Here is a 21,552-nt window from a genome sequence, read left to right on the forward strand (position 1 = left end):
GGAGCCAAATGAGCGAAAAACTGTATCTCGATGATCTGTACGTGGGCCAGAAGTTCGTCAGCGAAGGCTACCCGCTGGATGAGGCGCAAATCATTGCCTATGCCAGGCAGTTCGACCCCCAGGTCTTTCACCTCGACCCCGAAGCCGCCAAGCACACCTTCTTCCAGGGCCTGGCCGCCAGCGGCTGGCATACGGCCTCCATCAGCATGCTGCTGGTGACGCAAAGCATTCCCCTGGCCGACGGCGTGATCGGCGGCGGCATGGAAGAGCTGGCCTGGCCCCAGCCCACACGCCCTGGTGACGTGCTGCAGGTCGAGTCGGAAATCGTGGAGATCATTCCTTCCCAGTCCAAACCCAACCGGGCCCTGGTGCGCGTGCTCTCCCACACCAAAAACCAGCGCGGCGAGGTGCTGCAGCGCTTCAGGCCCAAGATGGTGTGCTTCAAGCGCCCGGCCTGACCCTTGCGCAGCAAAAGTCCTGGGCACTGCTTAATATCGCCCACCGGCGCTGCCTGCTCTGCACAGGCAGCGCCTCACTTGCTGCTGCGATATGAATCCCCATTTTTCTCTGAGCCGATGGCGCGCCGAATGGGCGCCCAGCGTGCCGCGTGAGCTGCTGGCCGGCGCCGTCGCCACGTTTGCGCTGATTCCCGAGGTCATTGCCTTTTCCTTTGTCGCGGGTGTGGACCCGGCCGTGGGGCTGTATGCCTCCTTCATCATCAGCATCGTGATTGCCGTGTTCGGCGCACGTCCGGCCATGGTCTCGGCAGCGGCCGGCTCGGTGGCCCTGGTGGCGGCTCCGCTGGTCGCATCGCATGGTCTGCCATATCTGCTGGCCGCAGGCTTGCTGGCCGGCGTCATGCAGATCGCTTTCGGCCTGTGCAAGATGGGCAGCCTGGTGCGCTTTGTCTCCAGTTCGGTGCGCACGGGTTTTGTCAACGCGCTGGCCATTCTGATCTTTTCAGCCCAGTTGCCGCATCTGCAGGGCGCCAACACCGCCACCTGGGCCATGCTGGCCCTGGGCCTGGCCCTGATCTACGGCCTGCCCTGGCTGGGACAGAGACTGCAGCTCAAGGCGCTGAACGCCATTCCCTCACCACTGATCTGCGTGCTGGTGCTGACGCTGCTCGCCAGCTTCATGGGCCTGCCCCTCAAGACCGTGGCCGATCTGGGCCATCTGCCGGACAGCCTGCCGCTGTTTGCACTGCCCGAAATCCCCGCGAGTCTGGAGACGCTGCGCATCATCGCCCTGCCGGCCCTGGCGATTGCCATGGTGGGTCTGCTGGAGTCGGTGCTCACGGCCGCCGTGGTGGACGACCTGACGGGCACGCCCAGCAACAAGAGCCGCGAGTGCACGGGCCTGGGCCTGGCCAATGTCTCGGCCAGCCTGTTCGGCGGCATTGCGGGCTGCGGCATGATAGGCCAGGCGGTTGGCAACGTGAAATACGGCGGCCGCGGTCGTCTGTCCACCCTGTTTGCCGGGGTATTTCTGCTGATTCTCATGGTCGCCCTCAAGCCCTGGGTGTCGCGGGTACCGGTGATTGCTCTGGTGGCCATCATGGTCATGGTGTCGGTCTCGACCTTCGACTGGAAGTCGCTGGGCAATCTGGTGCGCCACCCGCGTCTGTCCAGCTCGGTGATGCTGGTGACGGTGGTCATCACCATCGCCACCCACAATCTGGCCGCCGGCGTGGTGGCAGGCGTGCTGCTCTCGGGCGTGTTCTTCACCTTCAAGGTGGCCCATATGCTGCAGGTCCGGGGCAGCCTGGACGAGGCCGGCGGACTCTATACCTGGACGGTGAGCGGCCAGGTGTTTTTTGCCTCGGCCGATGCGCTGATCGAAGCCTTCGACGTGCGTGCCGCGGCCGGCAAGCAGGCCCGCATCGATGTAAGTGGCGCTCATTTCTGGGACATCACTGCCGTGGGCGCGCTGGACAAGGTGATGGAGCGCCTGCGCCAGCATGGCTGCCGCGTGGAGCTGACGGGGCTGGACGAGGCCAGTCAACGACTGATAGAACGCATCAGGGTCTAGGTTTGGCGGCTGGTGGCCGCTTATTTCAGGCTGGTCTGCGACAGGCGCTTGGCATTGGCCACGGCCTTGCGGCGAATCGGCGCCAGGCTTCTGGCCGCCACCTTGTCGGCCGCCACAGGCAGCTTCTGGCTCATGGTCCAAGGGTTGCGCATCCAGGCCAGACACAGCTGCTGCTGCACCTTGAACATTTCAGCCCCCATGGTCAGCCAGGCCTGGCTGAAGGCGACCTGCTTTTCCACCACCATGCGCGTGAACTCCTTCTGGTCGCGCGCAGAGAGCACCGGACCGCTGAGGGCCATGCGCGTGAGCCGGTGGTTGATGACCTGAGGCACGGCCATGCTGATGTCCAGCAGTTCGCTGGCAGTGCGGTGGGGGATGGCGGATTCAGGCATGTGTAACTCCTTGCATTCAGGCATTTTATTGTGCACTGCAACATAGAAGTTTGCGCAAGCTCACCTGCGAAAGCCCTATCGCCGAATTCAGCGCCTGTGCCCAAGCAGGCTGAGTGCCTCCTGCTCCAGTGCCGCCGTCAGCCAGGGCAGGCCCGCATCGGCAGGCCGGTGCAGCGGCAGCAGCATATGCACCTGGAACGCTATCGAGAACGCCAGCGGCCGCACCACCAGCTGTGGGCCGGCGCAGGCCCGCGCAGTCAGCGGGTTGACGATGGCCAGACCCAGGCCATGCTGGACCATGGCGCAGACGGCAACGGCGCTGGCGGTCTCCAGGCTCAGCCGGCGCTGTACGCCGGCACGGGCGAACACCGCATCGATCTGGGCCCGGTAGGGGTCGTCGCGCGCCAGGCTGATGAAGGATTCGCCCTCAAAGTCCCGCTCGCTCAGCAGCGCCTTCTGCGCCAGCGGATGGTTGGCAGGCAGCACGGCTACCTCGTCCATGGCCGGCAAGGGCTGGCTGCGTGTGCCCGGCGGCGCCTCGGCCAGCTCGGACAGGCCCAGGTCGAAGCGCTGGGCAGCCATCCATTCCTGCAGCAGCGGTGCCTCCTGGGTGCTCACGCTCACGGCCACGGCGCCATGACTGACCTGCAGACGCGCCAGCGCGCCCGGCAGCAAGGCGTGGCTGAGTGCCGGCAGGCACAGCACGCTGATGCTCGCGCCCTGCGGGCGCCCCAGTTCCACGGCACGGTCTATCACGCGCTCCAGACCCTGCCAGCTGCGCCGCACCTCGTCCCACAGCAGCAAGGCCCGCGCATTGGCGCGCAGCCGGCCCTGCACGCGCTCGAACAGTGCATAGCCCAGCAGTTGCTCCATGCGCGCCAGCTCGCGGCTGACCGTGGGCTGGGAGGTATAGAGCAGTTGTGCCGCGCCCGTGACGCTGCCGGCCGTCATGACGGCACGGAACACCTCGATATGGCGATGGGTGATGCGCTGAGAAGCTTCTGAATCAGTCATGCTCAAAGCATATCAATATTGAATAATCTTAATAAATCAAGCTATTGGACTGAATAGACAGCCGCATGCATGATGCGCTGAACTATTCCCTTTCAAGAGACCGCCCATGGCAAACCCCTTCTCTCCCGCACAGCTCTGGAACCTGGCCGACCAGTACGGCACGCCGCTGTGGGTTTATGACGCCGCCACCATCCGCGAGCGCATTGCCCAGCTCAAGGCTTTCGACACCGTGCGCTTTGCCCAGAAGGCCTGCTCCAACATTCACATCCTCAAGCTCATGCGCGAGCAAGGCGTGAAGGTGGATGCGGTCTCGCGCGGCGAAGTCCTGCGCGCGCTGGCGGCGGGCTTCACGCCCGGCTTCGGCGAACCTGCCGATATCGTCTTCACGGCCGACGTGATGGACGAGGCCACGCTGGCCACCGTGGTGGAACACCAGGTGCCTGTGAACGCGGGCTCCATCGACATGCTGCACCAGCTGGCCGCCGTGTCCAAGGGCCACCATGTCTGGCTGCGCATCAACCCCGGCTTCGGCCACGGTCACAGCAACAAGACCAACACCGGCGGCGAGCACAGCAAGCACGGCATCTGGCACAGCGAACTCGAAGCCGCGCTGGACGCCATCAAGGCCGGCGGCCTGGTGCTGGCCGGCCTGCATATGCACATCGGCTCGGGCGTGGACTACGGCCATCTGCAGGAAGTCTGCGGCGCCATGGTCAAGCTGGTCGAGCGCACCAAGGCGGCGGGCGTGGACCTGCATGCGATTTCGGCCGGCGGCGGCCTGTCCATCCCCTACAAACAGGGCGATGCCACCATCGACACCAACCACTACCACGGTCTGTGGGATGCGGCGCGCAAGCAGGCAGAAGGCATCGTGGGCCACAGCCTGGGTCTGGAACTGGAACCCGGCCGCTTCCTGGTGGCCGAGTCCGGCGTGCTGCTGGGCACCGTGCGCGCCACCAAGAATGCGGGCAGCAACCACTTCGTGCTGGTGGACACCGGCTTCAACGAGCTGATGCGCCCCAGCATGTACGGCAGCTACCACGGCATGGAAGTGCTGCGCCGCGACGGCCAGAGCCTGCCCGCGCAGGACAGCGTGGTGGCCGGCCCGCTGTGCGAATCGGGCGATGTCTTCACCCAGGGCGACGGCGGCGTGGTGCTGCCGCGCTCGCTGGCCGGCGCCAGCGTGGGCGACCTGCTGGTGATTCATGACACGGGCGCCTACGGCAGCTCCATGTCCAGCAACTACAACACCCGCCCGCTGGCCGCCGAAGTGCTGGTCGATGGCGCTCAGAGCCAGCTGATTCGCCGTCGCCAGACGGTGGAGGAACTGCTGGCCCTGGAGATTGGTTTGTAACTCCCCCTGAGCCGCTTGCCTGGGCGGCCCCGCGCCTTCCCCTGGCCGGGCGCCCCTCTCTCTACGCGCTGCGCGCTATGGGAGGGGGACGCAGCCATCGCTGCGGGGCGGCCCTTGCTTGGCTGCTCTTGTTTGGCCCGCGCCCTTTAGCAATTGCATCTTCAAGTTAAATAGCAGCTAGCGCTTATCTTTAAAGGGTTTCAGGCCAGAATCACCTGAATTTCTTTTCTCTATGGCACCGCGCAGTGCCCAATGAGCTCTCTCCATGTCACAGCAACCCGCCACTTCCCCCCATCACCACACGCTGACGGGTATTGGCTTCACAGTGCTGGCCTGCGCCTGTTTTTCGATACTCGATACGGGCTCCAAATATGCGGGCGCCGTGCTGCCGCTGCTGATGGCGTTGTGGCTGCGCTATGCGCTGCAGTCGGTGCTGACCGTGGGCTTTGGCGTGGCAAGACATGGGCTGGAGATTTTTCGCACCCAGCGCCCGGGCTTTCAGTGTCTGCGCGCCATTCTGTTTTGTCTGAGCAATGCGCTGGCCATGCTCAGCCTGCGTTATCTGCCACTGGCGGAGTTCACGGCCATCGTGGCGCTGACGCCGCTGGCCCTGACCTTGCTGGCCGCGCTCTGGCTGGGCCAGCAGGTCAGCCCCTTGCGCTGGGTGCTGGTGGCGCTGGGCTTTGCGGGCACGCTGGTCATCTTGCGGCCGGGCGGCGGCCAGTTCAGCGGCTGGGCCCTGGTCTGGCCTGCGCTGCAGCTGCTGGCCAATACCGCCTATCAGATCCTGAGCAGCCGCATGGCGGGAAAGGAGCGCCCGCTGACCACGCAGATCTACACCAGCCTCGTGGCCCTGAGCCTGAGCTGCATGGCCCTGCCCTGGTCCTGGCAGCTGCCGGACAGCGCCGCACTCTGGCTGGCCGCGATTGCCATGGGCGCAGGCAGCGCAGTCGGACACCTGATGCTGCTCAAGGCCTATGAAAAAGCCGAGCCTGCGACCATCACGCCGTTTCTCTACAGCCAGATTCCCTGCGCACTGCTGGCAGGCTGGCTGGTCTATGGCCATATCCCCGACCAATGGGCCGTGCTGGGCATGGTCGTCATTGCGCTGTGCGGGGCGGCGAGTGCCTGGCTCAGCGTCAGAGAGGCGAAGTAGCGTGCCTGAATTCGCAGGTCAGCGCCATGAAAAACAATAGCTGCTACCGCCTTTATCCATTGATTTTCAGATAGAAATGTATCTGAGATCCATGAATATCAAGCGCTAACAGCTATCGTTTTATGGGCTTATTGGCTTACTCGCCGCGCGGATCGCGCACCATCAGATGCTGCACGGCTTCGGTCACCGGCAGCTGACCGTCCAGCAAGGCAACCACGGTTTCGGTAATGGGCATTTCCACACCGACCTGGCGTGCCCGTGCGAGCACGGTGCGGGCGCTGTACACACCCTCGGCCACATGGCCCAGCGATGTCACGGCCTGCTCCAGGCTCTTGCCTTCGGCCAGCAGCAGACCCACCTTGCGATTGCGCGAGAGATCGCCGGTGGCGGTCAGCACCAGATCGCCAAGGCCGGACAGGCCCATGAAGGTTTCGGCGCGCGCGCCCAGCGCCACGCCCAGGCGCGTCATCTCGGCCAGGCCGCGCGTGACCAGGGCCGCGCGCGCGTTCAGCCCCAGCTGCAGGCCGTCGCAAAGACCCGTGGCAATGGCCAGCACATTCTTGACGGCTCCGCCGACTTCCACGCCCACGATGTCCTGATTGGCATAGACGCGCATGGCCTCGCCGTGAAAGGCCGACACCAGCAGCTCGCTCACGCCCTCATGGGCGCTGGCTGCCACCAAAGCCGTAGGCTGCTGGCGCGCCACCTCGGCCGCAAAGCTGGGGCCGCTGAGCGCACCGCTTTGCAGCTGCGGCGCCACCTGCTGGCAGACTTCATGCGCCATCAGCCCATAGCTGCCGGCAGGTGCGTCGGCGGCCACGGCCTCGAAGCCCTTGCACAGCCAGACCACGGGCCGGCGGCAATCCTTGAGCTGGCCCAGCCACTGGCGCAGCGCCGCCATGGGCGTGCCCAGCACGATCAGATCGGCATCCGCCACATGGGCCATCACATCTCCGCTGACCACCGTGAGCGCATCCGGGAATCGGATGCCGGGCAGATAGCGGCTGTTGGCGCGCTCGGCCTGCATGAGCTGCGCCTGCACCGGGTCACGCGCCCAGAGTCTGACGCTGCCCTGCTCGGGATGGGTGGCCGCGCTGATGGCCATGGCCGTACCCCAGGCGCCAGCGCCGATGACAAGAATTTTCATACCTGAATTTTGATAGCAGTTTGCGCACAACCCACAAGAAAAAGAGGCCGCTAGGGCCTCTTTCTTGCCTGGCTGCCGATTCTTGCACATCGCAGGAATCAGCAATTGCCGTCAGCTTACTGGGGCAGCTGGCCTTCGGCCTGTGCTGCGGCAGCCGCTTGCTGCTGCTCGTACATGGCCTGGAAGTTGATTTCGGCCAGGTGCACGGGAGGGAAACCGGCGCGGGTCACCACGTCGGCCACGTTGCCGCGCAGATAGGGGTAGATGATCTGGGGGCAGGCAATGCCGATCACGCCGCCCATCTGGTCTTCGGGCACGTTGCGGATCTCGAAGATGCCGGCCTGCTTGGCTTCGACCAGGAACACGGTCTTGTCCTGAATCTTGGTCTGAACCGTGGCGGTCACGGCCACTTCGTAGACGCCTTCAGCCACGGGAGTGGCTTCCACACCCAGCTGGATGTCCACGCTGGGCTGCTCTTGCTCCAGCAGGATGGCGGGAGAATTGGGCTGCTCCAGGGACAGGTCCTTCAGATACACGCGCTGGATCTGGAACACGGGGCTGTTGTCTTGTTCGGCCATGATGAGCTAGGTCTTTCAGAAAATCTTGAGAGGGAAATGCAAATGCCTGCGCAGAGGACTAGCACGCAGCTATCCTCACAGCAGGCATTTCCATGAAATAGCGCTTTGCATTATGCAGTGACAGCCAGAGGCTGCATCGTAGCAAGCAGCACAAAGCGCAAATTCATGCCGTTTGGCGGCAGTGGCACGGCATGTAATCAGCTTTGCAGCAGGGGCAGCAGACCGCCCTTGGCATCCAGCGCCATCAGATCGTCGCAACCGCCCACATGGGTATCGCCAATGAAGATCTGGGGTACGGTGCGGCGGCCGGTGACCTGCATCATGTGATCGCGGGCAGCGGTATCGAAATCGATGCGCACTTCCTCGATCTGATCCACGCCCTTGGACTTGAGAATCTGCTTGGCACGAATGCAATAGGGGCAGACGGCGGTGGTGTACATCTTCACGGCTTGCATGAGCACTTCCTTGTAGTTTTTGCAATGCAGCACGCTGTGCTGCAGTCGTCACAGTTCTCAGTTGCGGCCGAATCAGGCTTTTTCAACCGGCAGGCCGGCATCGCGCCAGGCCTTCATGCCGCCAGCCAGCGCCTGGGCCTTCTCGTAACCCAACTTCTTGGCCACCGCTTCGGCACGCACGGCACGGGCGCCCGATGCACACACCAGCACCACGGGCAGTTGCTTGTTCTTGACGGTAGTGGGCAGCTTTTCTTCCAACTGGCTCAGCGGCAGGTTCCTGGCTCCGTTGACATGGCCGGCGGCAAACTCTTCGGGCTCGCAGACGTCCAGCACCACGGCTTTTTCGCGGTTGATCAGGTGCACCGCAGCCGCTGCCGACAGCGAGCCGCCTGTGGCACCGCGCAGTGCGGGCAGCAGCAGCATCACACCCGAAGCCACGGCAATCAGGATCAAATACCAGTTATCAATGATGAATTTCACGTCATTCCTTGGGATGGCAAACCGAACGATTTTAGAGGCAGGCTTGCCGGCGGATCGCGCCAGAGGGCCACAGCCCCTGTTCTCGCAAGCCAAAACCCTCTGTTCACACGCCCTAGGCCGCAAGTGAGTGCTCTTCACAATCCCCGAAGGGCCCAACAGGAATAGCTTGGCGGCCAGCGCTGGGTGCGATCGGCTTACCTTGCCTCAAGCCCGGACAAAGGCCAGCCCCTAAAATGCACGGTTTTGACTTTGTGTCATTACTGCTTTGCTACTTTGAGAGAATCCATGTACAAGCTCGTTCTGATCCGCCACGGTGAATCCACCTGGAACCTTGAAAACCGCTTCACCGGCTGGACCGATGTGGATCTGACTGCCACCGGCGTCGAACAGGCCAAGAAGGCCGGCCAACTGCTCAAGGCAGAAGGCTATGACTTCGATGTGGCCTATACCAGCGTGCTCAAGCGCGCCATCCGTACCCTGTGGCATGTGCAGGATGAAATGGACCGCACCTGGCTGCCCGTGGTGCATAGCTGGCGCCTCAACGAACGCCACTACGGCGGTCTGCAAGGTCTGAACAAGGCCGATATGGCCAAGCAGTACGGCGACGAGCAAGTGCTGGTCTGGCGCCGCAGCTACGACGTGCCGCCTCCCGCCCTGGAAGCCACCGACCCCCGCAGCGAACGCAGCGATGTGCGCTACGCCAAGCTGCAGCCCGAGCAGATCCCGCTGACCGAGTGCCTCAAGGACACGGTGGCCCGCGTTGTGCCATTCTGGGACGAGTCCATCGCACCCGCCATCAAGGCCGGAAAACGGGTGGTTGTGGCCGCACACGGCAACTCCATCCGCGCCCTGATCAAGTATCTGGACAACATCGCCGACGACCAGATCGTGGGCGTGAACGTGCCCAACGGCATTCCTCTGGTCTATGAGCTGGACGCCGACCTCAAGCCCATCCGCCACTACTACCTGGGCGACGCCGAAGCCGCAGCCAAGGCTGCAGCGGCAGTTGCGGCCCAGGGCAAGGCCTGAGAGAGACCTCTTCACCGTTCCTGTTCAGACCGCTTGCGCAGTCTGAACAGGACTGACACGGCAAAAGGCCTTGGAACCTCATGGGCCTTCCGCCGTCCAAGGTGTATATTGCGAATGGTTTAAGGGGTGCTATGGGTCAAAAAATCAAAATTGCAGGCTGGATCTCTGTGGGCGTGGTCGCCGGTGCGTTGACCACCGTATCCCTGCAGACGCTGGCTCGCGGGGGTGTGACGCCTCTGCCACTTGAAGAAATCCAGCAGTTGTCGGCCGTCTTCGGCCTGATCAAGACCGATTACGTGGAGCAGGTCAGCGACAAGAAGCTGATCACCGACGCCATCTCCGGCATGGTCTCCAGCCTGGACCCTCACTCCCAGTACTTCGACAAGAAAACCTACAAAGAATTCAAGGAAGGCACTTCCGGCAAGTTCGTTGGCGTCGGCATCGAGATCACCATGGAAGACGGGCTGATCAAGATCGTCTCCCCCATCGAAGGCTCGCCCGCTTTCCGCGCGGGTCTCAAGACCGGCGACCTGATCACCAAGATCGACGACACGGCCGTCAAGGGCCTGACGCTCAATGACGCTGTCAAGCGCATGCGTGGCGAACCGAATACCAAGGTGCGCCTGAACATCCTGCGAAAGGATGAAAGCCGCAGCTTCCCCGTCACCATCACCCGTGAAGAAATCAAGACCCAATCGGTCAAGGGCAAGGTGATCGAGCCTGGCTACGCCTGGATCCGCCTGAGCCAGTTCCAGGAACGCACCGTCGATGACTTTGTCCGCAAGGTCGAGGAAATCTACAAGCAGGAACCCAATCTCAAGGGACTGGTGCTGGACCTGCGCAACGATCCAGGCGGTTTGCTGGATGCTGCCGTAGCCATCTCTGCGGCCTTCCTGCCACCCGATGTGCCCGTGGTTTCGACCAACGGCCAGTTGGCCGAAAGCAAGGCCGTCTACAAGGCATCGCCCGAGTTCTACGCCCAGCGCGGTTTTGGCGACCCCTTGCAACGCCTGCCTGCAGCCCTGAAAAAGCTGCCTCTGGTGGTGCTGGTCAATGAAGGCTCGGCCTCGGCCAGCGAAATCGTGGCCGGAGCCCTGCAAGATCACAAACGTGCCACCGTCATGGGCAGCCAGTCCTTTGGCAAGGGGTCGGTGCAAACCGTGCGCCCTCTGGGCCCCGATACGGCTCTCAAACTGACGACGGCGCGCTACTACACGCCTAGCGGCAAATCCATTCAGGCCAAGGGCATCGTGCCCGATGTGATGGTGGACGAGACTGCAGACGGCGATTTGTTTGCGGCACTGAGCATGCGTGAAGCAGACCTTGAAAAGCATTTGTCCAGCGGACAGGGTGCGGAGGTCAAGAACGATTCGCTTGAAAAGGCCCGTGAGGAAGCGCGCAAACGCCTGGAAGAGGAAGCCAAGAAGCCAGCCGCCGAACGCCGCCTGCCGGAATTCGGGTCTGAAAAGGACTTTCAGCTGCAACAGGCACTGAACAAGCTCAAAGGCCAAGCTGTCAAGGTCAGCAAAACCCTGACGGAGCGCAAAATCGAAGAGAAGCCCGGAGACGCGACGGCCGCGGACAAAAAGCCCGCTGACAAGAAAGCGCCCGAAAAAGGCGAATCCGACAAGAGCAAAAAATAAGCACCGGGTTATGGAACCCGCTCAAAATCAGCCGGGCTTGCCCGGCTTTTTTCTTGGAACCATGGAAGCAAACCGATGAATGACGATCAATTGCTACGCTATTCCCGTCACATCATGCTCGACGAGATCGGCATCGAAGGCCAGGAGCGCATTCTGGCGGCGCATGCAGTGATCATTGGAGCCGGCGGCTTGGGCTCGCCTGCCGCACTCTACCTGGGCTCGGCAGGTGTGGGGCGCATCACCATTGTCGACAACGACGTCGTGGACATGACCAATCTGCAGCGCCAGATTGCCCACACGACCGAGCGCATAGGCATGGCCAAGGTGGAATCGATCCGCACTGCCGTACATGCCATCAATCCCGGGATCGAGATTCGCTGCATCCAGCAGCGTGCAACCGAGACCCTGCTCGATGAACTGCTGCCCGAGGCAAGCATCGTGCTCGACTGCACCGACAACTACAAGACCCGCCAGGCCATCAATGCCGCTTGCGTACGCCACGGCGTACCCCTGGTCGAAGGAGCTGCCATCCGTGTCGATGGCCAGCTGATGGTCATTGATCCACGCAACCCCGACAGCCCATGCTATGCATGCGTCTTTCCGCCAGAGGCTGAATTTGAAGAGGTTCAGTGCTCAACCATGGGCGTCTTTGCTCCGCTGGTTGGACTAATCGGCACCCAGCAAGCTGCGGAAGCACTGAAGCTGATTGTCGGTTTTGGCCGATCTTCTGTCGGACAACTTCAAATGCTTGATGCACGCTCCATGGAGTGGAGTAGGATGAAAATTGCTAGGGTTAAAACCTGTGATATCTGCGGAACGCCAAACACAAATTACAAAAAATGACAATACAATGATTTTTTCATGGGCCGTAATTGATTTTCCACATTGAGAATTGAAATGACTCTCGCCGCTTGATCCTTGGCGTCCACCTCATCAGCTTGCTACCGTCGTGAAACTGCGTACCTTTTTTGTTGAAGACAATCCCACGATTCGCGACAACCTGATTGCGACGATGGCGGAGCTTGCCGATGTGGAAGCGGTGGGGGTGGCAGAGACCGAAGCCGATGCCGTACGCTGGCTCAGCCACAACCCTGACGCCTGGGATCTGGTCATCGTGGACCTGTTCTTGCGCGAGGGCAGCGGTCTCGGCATCGTCACAAGCCTTCAACATCGACCACCGCAGAAAAAGCTGCTCGTGTTGAGCAATTACGCGACCGCCGATATACGACAGCGCTGCCTTGAACTCAGCGCAGATGCCGTATTTGACAAATCCAACGAAATCGATGCGCTTATCGATTTCTGTATTGATTTAAATACCAGTAAATCTTGAAAATAATACAAAATAAAAGGCTTGAATATTCAAGCCTTTTATTTGAGTCTTCATTAATCGATCAATCGATTTTTCAACGCATAGTATGTCAGATCGCTATTTGAGGAAAGGCCCATTTTTTCCATGAGTCTTGTCCGGTAAGTGCTCACTGTTTTCACGCTCAACGAAAGCGATTTGGCAATGTCTCCGGCCGTCTCGCCGCGCGCAAGCTTCAGGAATACCTGAAACTCACGCTCCGACAATTGCTCGTGTGCCGGAACATCATCCTTGCGGTTGAGTTGCTGGGCCAGGAGATCGGCCACCGCCGGCGTCAGGTAACGCCTTCCCAGAGCCACGGTGCGGATGGCCTCTGCAATATCCTGGGGATCGCACTCCTTGTTGAGATATCCGCTGGCTCCCTGACGAATCAAGTTGATTGCGTAATGCTCCTCAGGGTATCCACTAAGTATCAGGATGCCCATATCAGGTGCTTTGGCTCTGAGCATTGCCAAGGCATCTATGCCGCTTTGCCCTGGCATGGACAAGTCCATCAACAGCACGTCAATTTCATGCTCCCGAACCAAGTCAATGGCCTCCCGCCCATTGCCCGCTTCTCCCACGACCCTCAGATCTACATGTTCCGACAGGAATTGGCGTAATCCCGAGCGAACAATCGCATGGTCATCCACTATGCCTACTTTTATCATGAACACCTCTTTTCATGAAACTGCGCTCATCTCCAGGGCGCATCACATTTTAAGACCCGCACTATGATGTCAGTCGTTGACGCTACGGTTATGCAGAATATCAGGTAATTGCCTTGTAGGTGAGAGGATGTAGATGCGTTGGACCAATATCCGCAAAATTGCAGTCAGCCTGACGATCGCAGTCATTGCGGCAGTCTTAATGGTAAGCATTAATGAAGCAGGCTATAAGCGCTCGTTGCAGGCTCTGGACACACTCACCAAGACGCAAGCCACCAGAGCCAAGCTCAATTTGCTGATGCAGCAAATGCTGGATGCGGAAACCGGCCTGCGCGGCTACCTGCTGACAGGAGAGGAGCGCTATCTCGAGCCCTATAACTCTGCCTCCGCCGCTATCAGCAGCAGCATGGATGACCTGCGCGGCATCTTCATCATGGACCCCAAGGAGCTGGCAACCTTTACTCCGCTGGCCCGCCAGGTCGAGCGCAAGACCAGCGAAATGGAGCTGAGCCTGCGCCTTTATCGCCAGGGCAACGATGAAGCGTGGCGCTTTGTGATGTTTACCGACGTAGGCATGGAAAACATGGATGCCATACGGGGCCATATCAAGACCCTGATGGACAGCATCGATCAGCGCGTCAAGTCCAATCTCGCGGATATCGAACAAACGCTGGGTCTGTCACGCCTGGGAATTGCGACAGTGACCGCTCTGGGGATTCTGGGCTTCTTCATGTATCTGCGACAGGCCAATGCGTTGCAGCACTCACATCAGCGCGAGCAGGAGATTCAGCGCGATGAACGCAATCGTCTGGAGGAAGTCGTTCGCGACCGCACAGCGGCCCTCACCGAGCTGGCAACCCATTTGCAGCAGGTACGCGAGGATGAGCGAGCGCACTTGGCACGCGAGTTGCACGATGAACTGGGCTCGCTGCTGACCGCCGCGAAACTGGACGTTGCGCGCCTCAAGTCCAAGATCGACACCTCGACACCCGACGTCTCCGAACGCATCACCCATCTGATCGAGACGCTCAACAGCGGGATTGCACTCAAACGCCGCATCATTGAAGACCTCCGCCCCTCTTCTCTCTCCAACCTGGGCCTGACCACCGCGCTGGAAATCCTGACCCGGGAATTCGGTGAACGCAGCAACATCGAGGTGGAATGCAGCCTGGAGCAAGTGGACCTGCCTGAATCCACGCAGCTGACGGTCTATCGCGTCGTACAGGAGTCGCTCACCAACATCGGGAAATACGCCAGGGCCAGCCATGTCATCGTCACGGTGCACAACTATCCCACCTATGTGGCCGTGCAGATCCAGGACGATGGCCAAGGCTTCGAGACGGCCAGCATGCGCCCCAACTCCCATGGACTGGCAGGCATGAAACACCGTGTTGAAGCTGTCGGCGGCAGGCTTACCGTGGCATCCCAGCTCGGCAAGGGAACCACGATCTCGGCAGTCATTCCTTTGACAATGGCAAGCACCTGAACTGGGCGCACATGTCAACGCAGTCCTACATGACTGTCCCTAAATACCCCGACCCTGGTGACAGAAGCTCACCGTCAAGCTTGGGCTGCTCAGTTCTCTACATTCAATACATGGCCGCACGGCAATGCCTGTCGGCCTGCATTCGATAGGAGAAAACCATGTTGCACTACGCCATTGTCTTTCTGGTGATTGCCTTGATCGCTGCAGTGTTCGGCTTCGGTGGCATCGCGGCCAGCGCCGTAGGTATCGCCAAGATTCTGTTTTTCGTGTTTCTGGTCATGGCCGTCATCACCTTCCTGATGGGCCTCGTGAAGAAATAGCACTGGCGCCAAATGTGTAGAACTTTGTTCCTGCACATTGCACAAACCACCAGTATTCGCCATGATCGCTCTCAGCTTCTGCCTCCGATAGGCCGGGTTACGAAGACTGGCGTTACTTCACGCTGTCACGATAATTTCTAGATTTCAGGGAGTTCCAAACAATGAGCCAAGCCGTAAAAGACGCCAAGGACACGGTTGAAGATCTCAAGGACGCAGCCAAGGAGCTGGCTGCCGATGCCAAGGACTCGGCAAAGCATGCCGCCCAATCCGCCCAGAATGTGGCCCACAAGGTAGCCGATGCCGCAGAAGATGCAGCGGACTCCGGCAAGCAGGCCGCCCAGAAAATGGTGAATGAGGCTCAGGATGTGGCAGAGGACGTCGCCGACAAGGTTTATGACGCCGCACGCCGCGCACGGCGCACAGCCTCCGAGGCCATCGACTCCACGGGGCGTCATATGCGCAATATCGACGACAGCGAAAACCCGCTGATCGACAACCTTGCCAACCGCGCTCAGGATCTGGCCGAGCGCAGTATCAACTTCTGGGCCGACAGCTCGCACCGCGCACGCCGTCAGTTCAACACCGCAGCGGATGCGACCACCAAGTATGTGTCCGAACAACCTGGGCGTTCCGTGCTGATCGCCGCGGCGACCGGGGCGGCTCTGGCGACGGCCTTCTTTCTGGGCCGCTCGCGCAGGAAGTGAGCAGGAATTCACTCTGAGCCGTTTTTCGCAAGCGTTCTTTGCGCCTTTTCAAAACCAAGGGAGAACCATATGAAGAATCTGACTCGCGCTTTGGCTTTCAGTCTGGTCGCCGCAACGACCGTGCTGGCAACCACGGGCTGCTCGGTGGCTCGTGACCAGCAGACTGTGGGCTCCTATGTGGACGACGCCGGCATCACCACTGCGGTGAAGGCCAAGATGGCCGAAGACAAGAATGTCTCTGCAACCGCCATCAGCGTGGAAACCATGAACGGCACCGTGCAGTTGTCGGGCTTTGCCAAATCCGAAGCAGAAAAGGCCCGTGCCGGCGAAATTGCCCGCACGACCAAGCATGTGCGCGAAGTGCGCAACAGCATCGTGGTCAGACCCTGATCTGCCCGCATGAAGCAAAGCCCTGCTGCACTTCCAGCCCCAAAGCCAGCTTTTGAGCTGGCTTTGTTTTTTCCTACAACCGGGTCGCTGACTTCGCCATTAAAGTGTCCGCATGCAAGTTTTCAACTGCGAGGCCTGCGGCCACCTGATCTATTTTGAAAGCCTGCAATGCGTGCATTGCGGAGCAAGCCAGGCCTTTCTGCCCGACCAGTTGCGCGTCGGCATTCTGCCCCCGGCCGGGGGCCACGAAGTACGCTACCGCGCCTGCGCCCACCGACACAACATCAGCCTGTGCAATTTTGCGATAGAGGCCTCAGACCCGCAGCCGCTCTGCGTTTCCTGCCGACAGACCGAATGGCTGCCGGACGGCAGCGATCCCGCCAATGAGCTGCGCTGGGCCAAGATCGAGGTCGCCAAGCGCAGGCTGTTCTACACCCTGGCCAGGCTGGGCCTGCTGGACCCTCATGGACACCGCGTGGCCGAGCCGCGCTTTTCCCTGCTCGCAGACCTGCCCGGCCAGAATCCCGTCATGACCGGCCACGCCAGCGGCATGATCACGCTCAACGTGGTCGAGGCAGACGACGATGAACGTGCCAAACGCCGCCAGGCCTTGCACGAGCCCTATCGCACGCTGATAGGACATCTGCGTCACGAATCGGGACATTTCTACTGGGATCAGCTGATAGCTAACAGCGAGCATCTGGAGCGCTTCAGGGCATTGTTTGGCTATGAGAATCAGGACTATGCCCAGGCCCTGCAGCGCCACTACGGCAAGGACCCTCTGGACAACAGCTGGCGCGGTCAGTTCATCAGCGCCTATGCCACCTCACACCCCTGGGAGGACTGGGCCGAAACCTGGGCTCACTATCTGCACATGGTGGACTTGCTGGAGACCGCTGCCAGCTACGGCACCTGCATTACCGTGCCGGACATCCCCAGCACGGGCCAGCAACTCATTCAAAACCCGCTGGGGCCGGTGCCACCCGATTTTTCGGTGATGCAGTCCCAGTGGGTGCCGCTGACCCTGCTGCACAACAGCCTGAATCGCAGCCTCGGCCATGGCGATGCCTATCCGTTTGCCATTTCCGGCCCGGCCTGGGACAAGCTGCGCTTTGTCCACGAAACCATCAGCAGCTATCGCAGCAGGGCGACTAGCCAGGGAGGCTGAAAGCTCAGGCCTTGCGGCCGACCTTGAGCATCAGGCGCTCATGCACGCCCTTGGAGACAAACTTGTCCACATCGCCATTGAGCGTGGCAATCTCGCGCACAAAGGTGGAGCTGATGAACTGATAGCGATCGCTGGGCGTGAGGAACACGGTTTCCACCTCGGGCATCAGCGTGCGGTTCATGCCGGCAAGCTGGAACTCATAGTCGAAGTCCGTCACCGCACGCAGGCCGCGCACCATGGCCTTGGCGCCGCGCGCGAGCACAAAATGCGCGAGCAGCCCGTCAAAGCTCTCCACCTCCACCTGAGGATAATTGGCACAGGACTCGCGCACCATGGCAATGCGCTCCTCCAGCGAAAACAGCGTCTTTTTGTGATGGCCTGCCGCCACGGCCACGATGACCTTGCCAAACAGCTGTGCAGCCCGGCGCACCACATCTTCATGCCCCAGGGTGATCGGGTCAAAGGTTCCGGGGTAAACAGCAATCAGGTCCTGGCTCATGGCTTATCTCTCTCCTGCGGGTCTTGATGAGGGTGAGGGCTGCTGCAGTGCAGCGTAAAGAGATTATGCATTCAGGCCTGCACAGCGCTGCCCCATACAAAAAAGAGCTGCTGACGCATCTGATCAAAGCGCCTGCAGCTCCCGGTTCAATAGCAAAGGTCTACTGCTTCTTCAGCAGATGCGCATGGACGGCGCCGGCCTTCAGATAGCGATGCAGCTCCAGTCCCATTTCCAGCAGGCGCTCTTCGGCCCAGGCTTCGGGAGCTTCCAGGTAAATGAAACCGCCGTCGTTCAAGGCCGCGATGGCCGCCTTGAGCGCGGGCTCGAACAGCTCGGTCTGGCCGAATGGCGGGTCCAGCAAAATCAGATCCTGGCCCGCCACGGTCTTCAGGCAGCTCAGCGCATCGCCGCGCTGCACCTTGACCATCCTGGCATCGAGCTTTTGCTGCAGACGCTGCAGCTGCTGCACCAGGGCGGCATCCTGCTCGTTCATGATGACGCTGGTCGCGCCGCGCGATGCGGCTTCGAAACCCAGTGCCCCGGTGCCCGAGAAGGCATCGACGCATTTCCAGTTGCTCAAGTCCTGGCCCAGCCAGTTGAACAGGGTCTCGCGCACGCGATCGGGCGTGGGCCGCAGACCGGGCTTTTGCGCCACGACCAGGCGCGTGCGACGCCATTGCCCGCCGATGATGCGGATTTCACCGGCCCCCGTGGCGGCCGGCTTGGCTGCAGCGGGCTGGGCAGCCTTGGCTCCGGGGCGGGCCGGACGGCTGGCCGCCAGCTCCTGCGCCTTGCGCTCGGACTCGTGAATCATCTTGTCCAGCGCCTTGCGGCCTGCCGGGGTGTGTAGCTTGATGGCGCTGCGGCTCATGGCTTGGCTCCGAGAGTGATGGTGACCATGCGCTCGGGCTGGACCATGCGCTGCATCGCCTCCTTCACGTCCTTGGTGGTCAGAGCCTGAACGCGATCGGTCCAGTGCTCCAGATAATCGAGCGGCAGGCCATTCCAGGCAATATTGGCCACATTGCCCAGCAGCTTGCGGTTGCTGTCTATGCGCAAGGCAAAGCCGCCTATCAGATTGTCCTTGGCCGCCTTGAGTTCCTTGTCGCTAGGACCTTCGGCTATGAATTTGCGCAACACGTCCTGCGAGACCTTGAGTGCCTCGGCCGCCTGATCGGGCCGGGTCTGCAGGCCGATGATGAAGGCGCCGCGATCCAGACCCGGTGAGAAGTCGCTGGAGACACCGTAGGTCAGGCCCCGCTTTTCACGCACCTCTTCCATCAGCCGCGAGGTGAAGCCACCGCCACCCAGAATATGGTTGCCCACCATCACGGCGAGAAAATCGGGGTTGTTGCGCGCAATGCCGGGCTGGCCGATCAGCACCTGGGCCTGGGCCGACTCGAACGGAATGTTCTCGACCTTGGCTTGCTGCAGGTCCTGCACCTTGGCCACGGCAGGCAGCGGCGGGCAGTCGTTGCCATTGGTGGCCTGCAGCGGCCCCAGCAACTGCTTGACCATGGCATCGGCCTGCTGGCGATTGACCGCCCCCACCACGCTGACCTTGGCGCGGCAGGCGGCAATCAGCTTGCGGTGAAAGTCCTGCATGGCCGAAACATCGATCCGGCCCAGGCTGTCGACCGAGGTCTGATAGCCATAGGGCGAGTTGCCGAACACGGCCTTGCGGAAGGCCTTGGAGGCCACGGTGCCGGGACGCGTATCGGCTTCCTTGATGGACGCGCTCCAGCGCTCGCGGTCACGCTGCCACACGGCTTCCGGCCAGCTTGGCGAGGCAATCTGGCGTGCCGCCAGGGCCACGGCCTTTTGCTGCAGATTGGGCTCGGTCAGAGTGCGCAGGCCGTAGCTGAAGCTGTCACGCCCCGCACTGGCGCCAAAACTGGCGCCCAGGTCGGCCCAGGCCTGACCCAGGCCATTTTCATCCAGCGCAGGCGCATCGCCTGCCGCCTTGATGCCCTTGGAGGACATCATGGCCACGGCTGTCGCCAGACCTACCTTGTCCTCGGGATCACGGCGGCTGCCGGCGTCGAAGTCCACCTGCACATCCACCATGGGAATGCCGGGACTTTGTACCAGCCAGACCTGGGCGCCACTGGGCTGGGTCCAATGCTCTATCGGCAACAAGGCCCAGGCAGATTGGGTTAAAAAACCCATTCCAGCGCTTACTACAAAGGCGCTAGCAGCTATCTTTTTCATAGTTTTCATAGGTTTCTCCGCTGCGCTCAGTGCATGGATTTGTCTGCATCCGCCTTGCCCGACATGGGACGTTGGGGCTTGCTACCCGCCGGCAGAGGCTGAGGCACCAGGGTGCCGACAGTGAGCTGGTCGTCGCCAAAATATTTGGCGGCCACGGCCTTCACATCGTCGGAGGTGACTTTCTGCAACTCGGCCAGCAGCTTGTCCTCGGCATCCAGCGGCATGTTCTGAATCCAGTAATTGCCCAGGTTCTGGGCCTGGCCCATGACGGAATCACGCTCATAGACGTTGGAGGCCATCCACTGCGTCTTGACGCGCTCCAGTTCATCGGCCTGCACGCCCTCATCAGCCACCTTCTTGATCTGGGCACGCAGCGCAGCCTCCACATCGGCCACGGTCTTGCCCTGGGCCGGCACGCCGGTCAGCATGAACAGGCTGGGCCCGCGCCCCATGATGTTGGCCGAGCTGCCGGCACTGTCGGCCACACGGCCGTTGGCCTGGCCTTCGCCCTGCACCAGGGCACGCTCCAGGCGAGCGCCGTCATAACCGTCCAGCACGGCGGACAGCACCAGCAGCGCCAGCGCTTCCTTGTCCTCGGCCTGCAGCTTGTCCACGCTCTTCAGGGTGGGCGTGCGATAGGCCATGGCGATAAAAGCCTGCTCGGCCGGCTGCTTGACCTCGATGCGGCGCACGCCGATCTGGCTGGGTTCGGTCTGCGGCTTGCGCTGCGGCAGGGCTCGCGCGGGAATGCTGCCGTAATACTTCTCGGCCCAGGCACGCACCTGGTTGACGTTCACGTCCCCGACCACGACCACGGCGGCATTGGACGGCACATACCAGCGCTTGTGGAAGTCGCGCACATCGCCGGGCGTCATGGAGTTCAGATCGCTCATCCAGCCCACCACGGGGCGGCGATAGGGCGAGGCCATGAAGGTGGCCGCCATCAGTTGCTCCATCAGCATGGCGCGCGGCTGGTCGTCGGTGCGCATGCGGCGCTCTTCCTTGATGACCTCGATTTCCTTCTTGAATTCGGAGTCCGGCCACTGGTTGTTGGCAAAACGGTCGGACTCCAGCTTCATCACGTCTTCCAGACGGCTGGACGGAATCTGCTGGTAGTACCCCGTGTAGTCACGCCAGGTGAATGCGTTTTCCTGGCCGCCCAGCGCCGCCACGCGACGCGAGAAGTCTCCGGGCTTGACGCTTTTGGAGCCCTTGAACATCATGTGCTCCAGCGCATGGGCCACGCCCGTGGTGCCGTCGACCTCGTCCATGGAGCCTACGCGTACCCAGACCATGTGCACGGCCGTGGGCGCGCGCCGGTCGGGCTGCACGATCAGCTGCATGCCGTTCTTCAGTGTGAACTGCTGCACTTGCGGCGCGGCCGCCGTGGCGGCAGCAGGCACAGGTTGCGACGATGCGCCCGGCGCAGCCAAGGCTGCCCCAGCGCTCAAACAGGCCATTAAGCCCAGTACAGGGAGTGCG

General features: G+C 61.5%; 24 protein-coding genes. 13 read left to right on the forward strand and 11 right to left on the reverse strand.

From position 1 onward, the window contains the following. The first annotated feature begins 8 nt into the window (after positions 1–8). The gene (locus JAO85_RS16085; RefSeq protein WP_012839648.1) at positions 9–458 is read left to right on the forward strand and encodes a MaoC family dehydratase; all 450 of its coding nucleotides are present in this window, start codon (positions 9–11) and stop codon (positions 456–458) included. A 91-nt stretch (positions 459–549) separates the two neighbouring features. Further along, complete coding sequence (locus tag JAO85_RS16090) at positions 550–2,031, forward strand: SulP family inorganic anion transporter (protein WP_202788512.1); 1,482 nt, start codon at positions 550–552, stop codon at positions 2,029–2,031. 20 nt (positions 2,032–2,051) lie between these two features. Here the strand turns inward: JAO85_RS16090 and JAO85_RS16095 are convergent, their stop codons facing one another. Together JAO85_RS16095 and JAO85_RS16100 are read right to left on the reverse strand one after the other, a co-directional pair. Continuing rightward, positions 2,052–2,423, reverse strand: a complete 372-nt coding sequence (locus tag JAO85_RS16095) for a polyhydroxyalkanoate granule-associated phasin (protein ID WP_003066750.1) — start codon at positions 2,421–2,423, stop codon at positions 2,052–2,054. 87 nt (positions 2,424–2,510) lie between these two features. Beyond that, positions 2,511–3,437, reverse strand: a complete 927-nt coding sequence (locus JAO85_RS16100) for a LysR family transcriptional regulator (protein WP_054074903.1) — start codon at positions 3,435–3,437, stop codon at positions 2,511–2,513. 106 nt (positions 3,438–3,543) lie between these two features. Between JAO85_RS16100 and lysA the strand changes: the two genes are divergently transcribed. Further along, on the forward strand, positions 3,544–4,791 hold the full coding sequence (lysA, locus tag JAO85_RS16105) for a diaminopimelate decarboxylase (protein ID WP_202788513.1): 1,248 nt from the start codon (positions 3,544–3,546) through the stop codon (positions 4,789–4,791). A 265-nt stretch (positions 4,792–5,056) separates the two neighbouring features. Further along, entirely contained in the window at positions 5,057–5,947 is an 891-nt protein-coding gene (locus JAO85_RS16110; protein ID WP_202788514.1) for a DMT family transporter, read from the forward strand. A gap of 136 nt (positions 5,948–6,083) precedes the next feature. Here the strand turns inward: JAO85_RS16110 and JAO85_RS16115 are convergent, their stop codons facing one another. The 4 genes from JAO85_RS16115 to JAO85_RS16130 all read right to left on the reverse strand — a co-directional run bounded on the left by JAO85_RS16115 (position 6,084) and on the right by JAO85_RS16130 (position 8,607). Continuing rightward, positions 6,084–7,094, reverse strand: coding sequence for an NAD(P)H-dependent glycerol-3-phosphate dehydrogenase (locus JAO85_RS16115; RefSeq protein WP_039049683.1), 1,011 nt, complete (start codon positions 7,092–7,094; stop codon positions 6,084–6,086). A 116-nt stretch (positions 7,095–7,210) separates the two neighbouring features. Beyond that, positions 7,211–7,672, reverse strand: a complete 462-nt coding sequence (gene secB, locus JAO85_RS16120) for a protein-export chaperone SecB (protein WP_003066740.1) — start codon at positions 7,670–7,672, stop codon at positions 7,211–7,213. Between the two features lie 197 nt (positions 7,673–7,869). Beyond that, positions 7,870–8,127, reverse strand: a complete 258-nt coding sequence (gene grxC / locus JAO85_RS16125) for a glutaredoxin 3 (protein WP_003066738.1) — start codon at positions 8,125–8,127, stop codon at positions 7,870–7,872. A 72-nt stretch (positions 8,128–8,199) separates the two neighbouring features. Next, entirely contained in the window at positions 8,200–8,607 is a 408-nt protein-coding gene (locus tag JAO85_RS16130; RefSeq protein ID WP_003066735.1) for a rhodanese-like domain-containing protein, read from the reverse strand. Between the two features lie 285 nt (positions 8,608–8,892). Between JAO85_RS16130 and gpmA the strand changes: the two genes are divergently transcribed. The 4 genes from gpmA to JAO85_RS16150 all read left to right on the forward strand — a co-directional run bounded on the left by gpmA (position 8,893) and on the right by JAO85_RS16150 (position 12,609). After that, a complete protein-coding gene (gene gpmA / locus JAO85_RS16135) occupies positions 8,893–9,636 on the forward strand; it encodes a 2,3-diphosphoglycerate-dependent phosphoglycerate mutase (protein ID WP_003066733.1) in 744 nt (247 codons plus the stop codon). Between the two features lie 131 nt (positions 9,637–9,767). Continuing rightward, complete coding sequence (locus JAO85_RS16140; RefSeq protein WP_003066730.1) at positions 9,768–11,279, forward strand: S41 family peptidase; 1,512 nt, start codon at positions 9,768–9,770, stop codon at positions 11,277–11,279. A 75-nt stretch (positions 11,280–11,354) separates the two neighbouring features. Continuing rightward, on the forward strand, positions 11,355–12,122 hold the full coding sequence (locus JAO85_RS16145; RefSeq protein ID WP_003066727.1) for a HesA/MoeB/ThiF family protein: 768 nt from the start codon (positions 11,355–11,357) through the stop codon (positions 12,120–12,122). A 106-nt stretch (positions 12,123–12,228) separates the two neighbouring features. Beyond that, positions 12,229–12,609, forward strand: a complete 381-nt coding sequence (locus JAO85_RS16150) for a response regulator (RefSeq protein WP_003066723.1) — start codon at positions 12,229–12,231, stop codon at positions 12,607–12,609. Positions 12,610–12,662: 53 nt separating this feature from the next. Here the strand turns inward: JAO85_RS16150 and JAO85_RS16155 are convergent, their stop codons facing one another. After that, positions 12,663–13,295, reverse strand: a complete 633-nt coding sequence (locus JAO85_RS16155; protein ID WP_003051886.1) for a response regulator transcription factor — start codon at positions 13,293–13,295, stop codon at positions 12,663–12,665. 133 nt (positions 13,296–13,428) lie between these two features. Here JAO85_RS16155 and JAO85_RS16160 point away from each other — a divergent pair, with 133 nt between their 5' ends. From JAO85_RS16160 to JAO85_RS16180, 5 genes are all read left to right on the forward strand, one after another. Next, positions 13,429–14,778, forward strand: a complete 1,350-nt coding sequence (locus JAO85_RS16160; RefSeq protein WP_003066721.1) for a CHASE3 domain-containing protein — start codon at positions 13,429–13,431, stop codon at positions 14,776–14,778. Positions 14,779–14,936: 158 nt separating this feature from the next. Then, positions 14,937–15,098, forward strand: a complete 162-nt coding sequence (locus JAO85_RS16165; RefSeq protein WP_003051882.1) for a DUF1328 domain-containing protein — start codon at positions 14,937–14,939, stop codon at positions 15,096–15,098. Between the two features lie 161 nt (positions 15,099–15,259). After that, positions 15,260–15,802: a hypothetical protein gene (locus JAO85_RS16170; RefSeq protein ID WP_012839654.1), complete on the forward strand. Its 543-nt coding sequence runs from the start codon at positions 15,260–15,262 to the stop codon at positions 15,800–15,802. Between the two features lie 69 nt (positions 15,803–15,871). Beyond that, positions 15,872–16,192, forward strand: coding sequence for a BON domain-containing protein (locus JAO85_RS16175; RefSeq protein ID WP_202788515.1), 321 nt, complete (start codon positions 15,872–15,874; stop codon positions 16,190–16,192). Positions 16,193–16,304: 112 nt separating this feature from the next. Continuing rightward, a complete protein-coding gene (locus tag JAO85_RS16180; RefSeq protein ID WP_202788516.1) occupies positions 16,305–17,360 on the forward strand; it encodes a putative zinc-binding metallopeptidase in 1,056 nt (351 codons plus the stop codon). Between the two features lie 4 nt (positions 17,361–17,364). On the opposite strand, the gene coaD is transcribed toward JAO85_RS16180, so the two are convergent. From coaD to JAO85_RS16200, 4 genes are all read right to left on the reverse strand, one after another. Then, positions 17,365–17,859: a pantetheine-phosphate adenylyltransferase gene (gene coaD / locus JAO85_RS16185; protein ID WP_003066712.1), complete on the reverse strand. Its 495-nt coding sequence runs from the start codon at positions 17,857–17,859 to the stop codon at positions 17,365–17,367. A gap of 160 nt (positions 17,860–18,019) precedes the next feature. After that, on the reverse strand, positions 18,020–18,730 hold the full coding sequence (gene rsmD, locus JAO85_RS16190) for a 16S rRNA (guanine(966)-N(2))-methyltransferase RsmD (protein ID WP_003066710.1): 711 nt from the start codon (positions 18,728–18,730) through the stop codon (positions 18,020–18,022). Beyond that, positions 18,727–20,079 carry a pitrilysin family protein gene (locus JAO85_RS16195; RefSeq protein ID WP_202788517.1) on the reverse strand — a complete coding sequence of 451 codons (1,353 nt, stop codon included), beginning with the start codon at positions 20,077–20,079 and terminating at the stop codon, positions 18,727–18,729. The genes rsmD and JAO85_RS16195 overlap by 4 nt, the downstream gene beginning before the upstream one ends. Before the next feature lie 17 nt (positions 20,080–20,096). Further along, complete coding sequence (locus JAO85_RS16200) at positions 20,097–21,530, reverse strand: pitrilysin family protein (protein ID WP_202788537.1); 1,434 nt, start codon at positions 21,528–21,530, stop codon at positions 20,097–20,099. Between the last annotated feature and the right edge of the window lie 22 nt (positions 21,531–21,552).

Origin of the sequence: Comamonas sp. NyZ500 (genome assembly GCF_016772095.1) — a bacterium.
Taxonomy (GTDB): domain Bacteria; phylum Pseudomonadota; class Gammaproteobacteria; order Burkholderiales; family Burkholderiaceae_C; genus Comamonas; species Comamonas thiooxydans.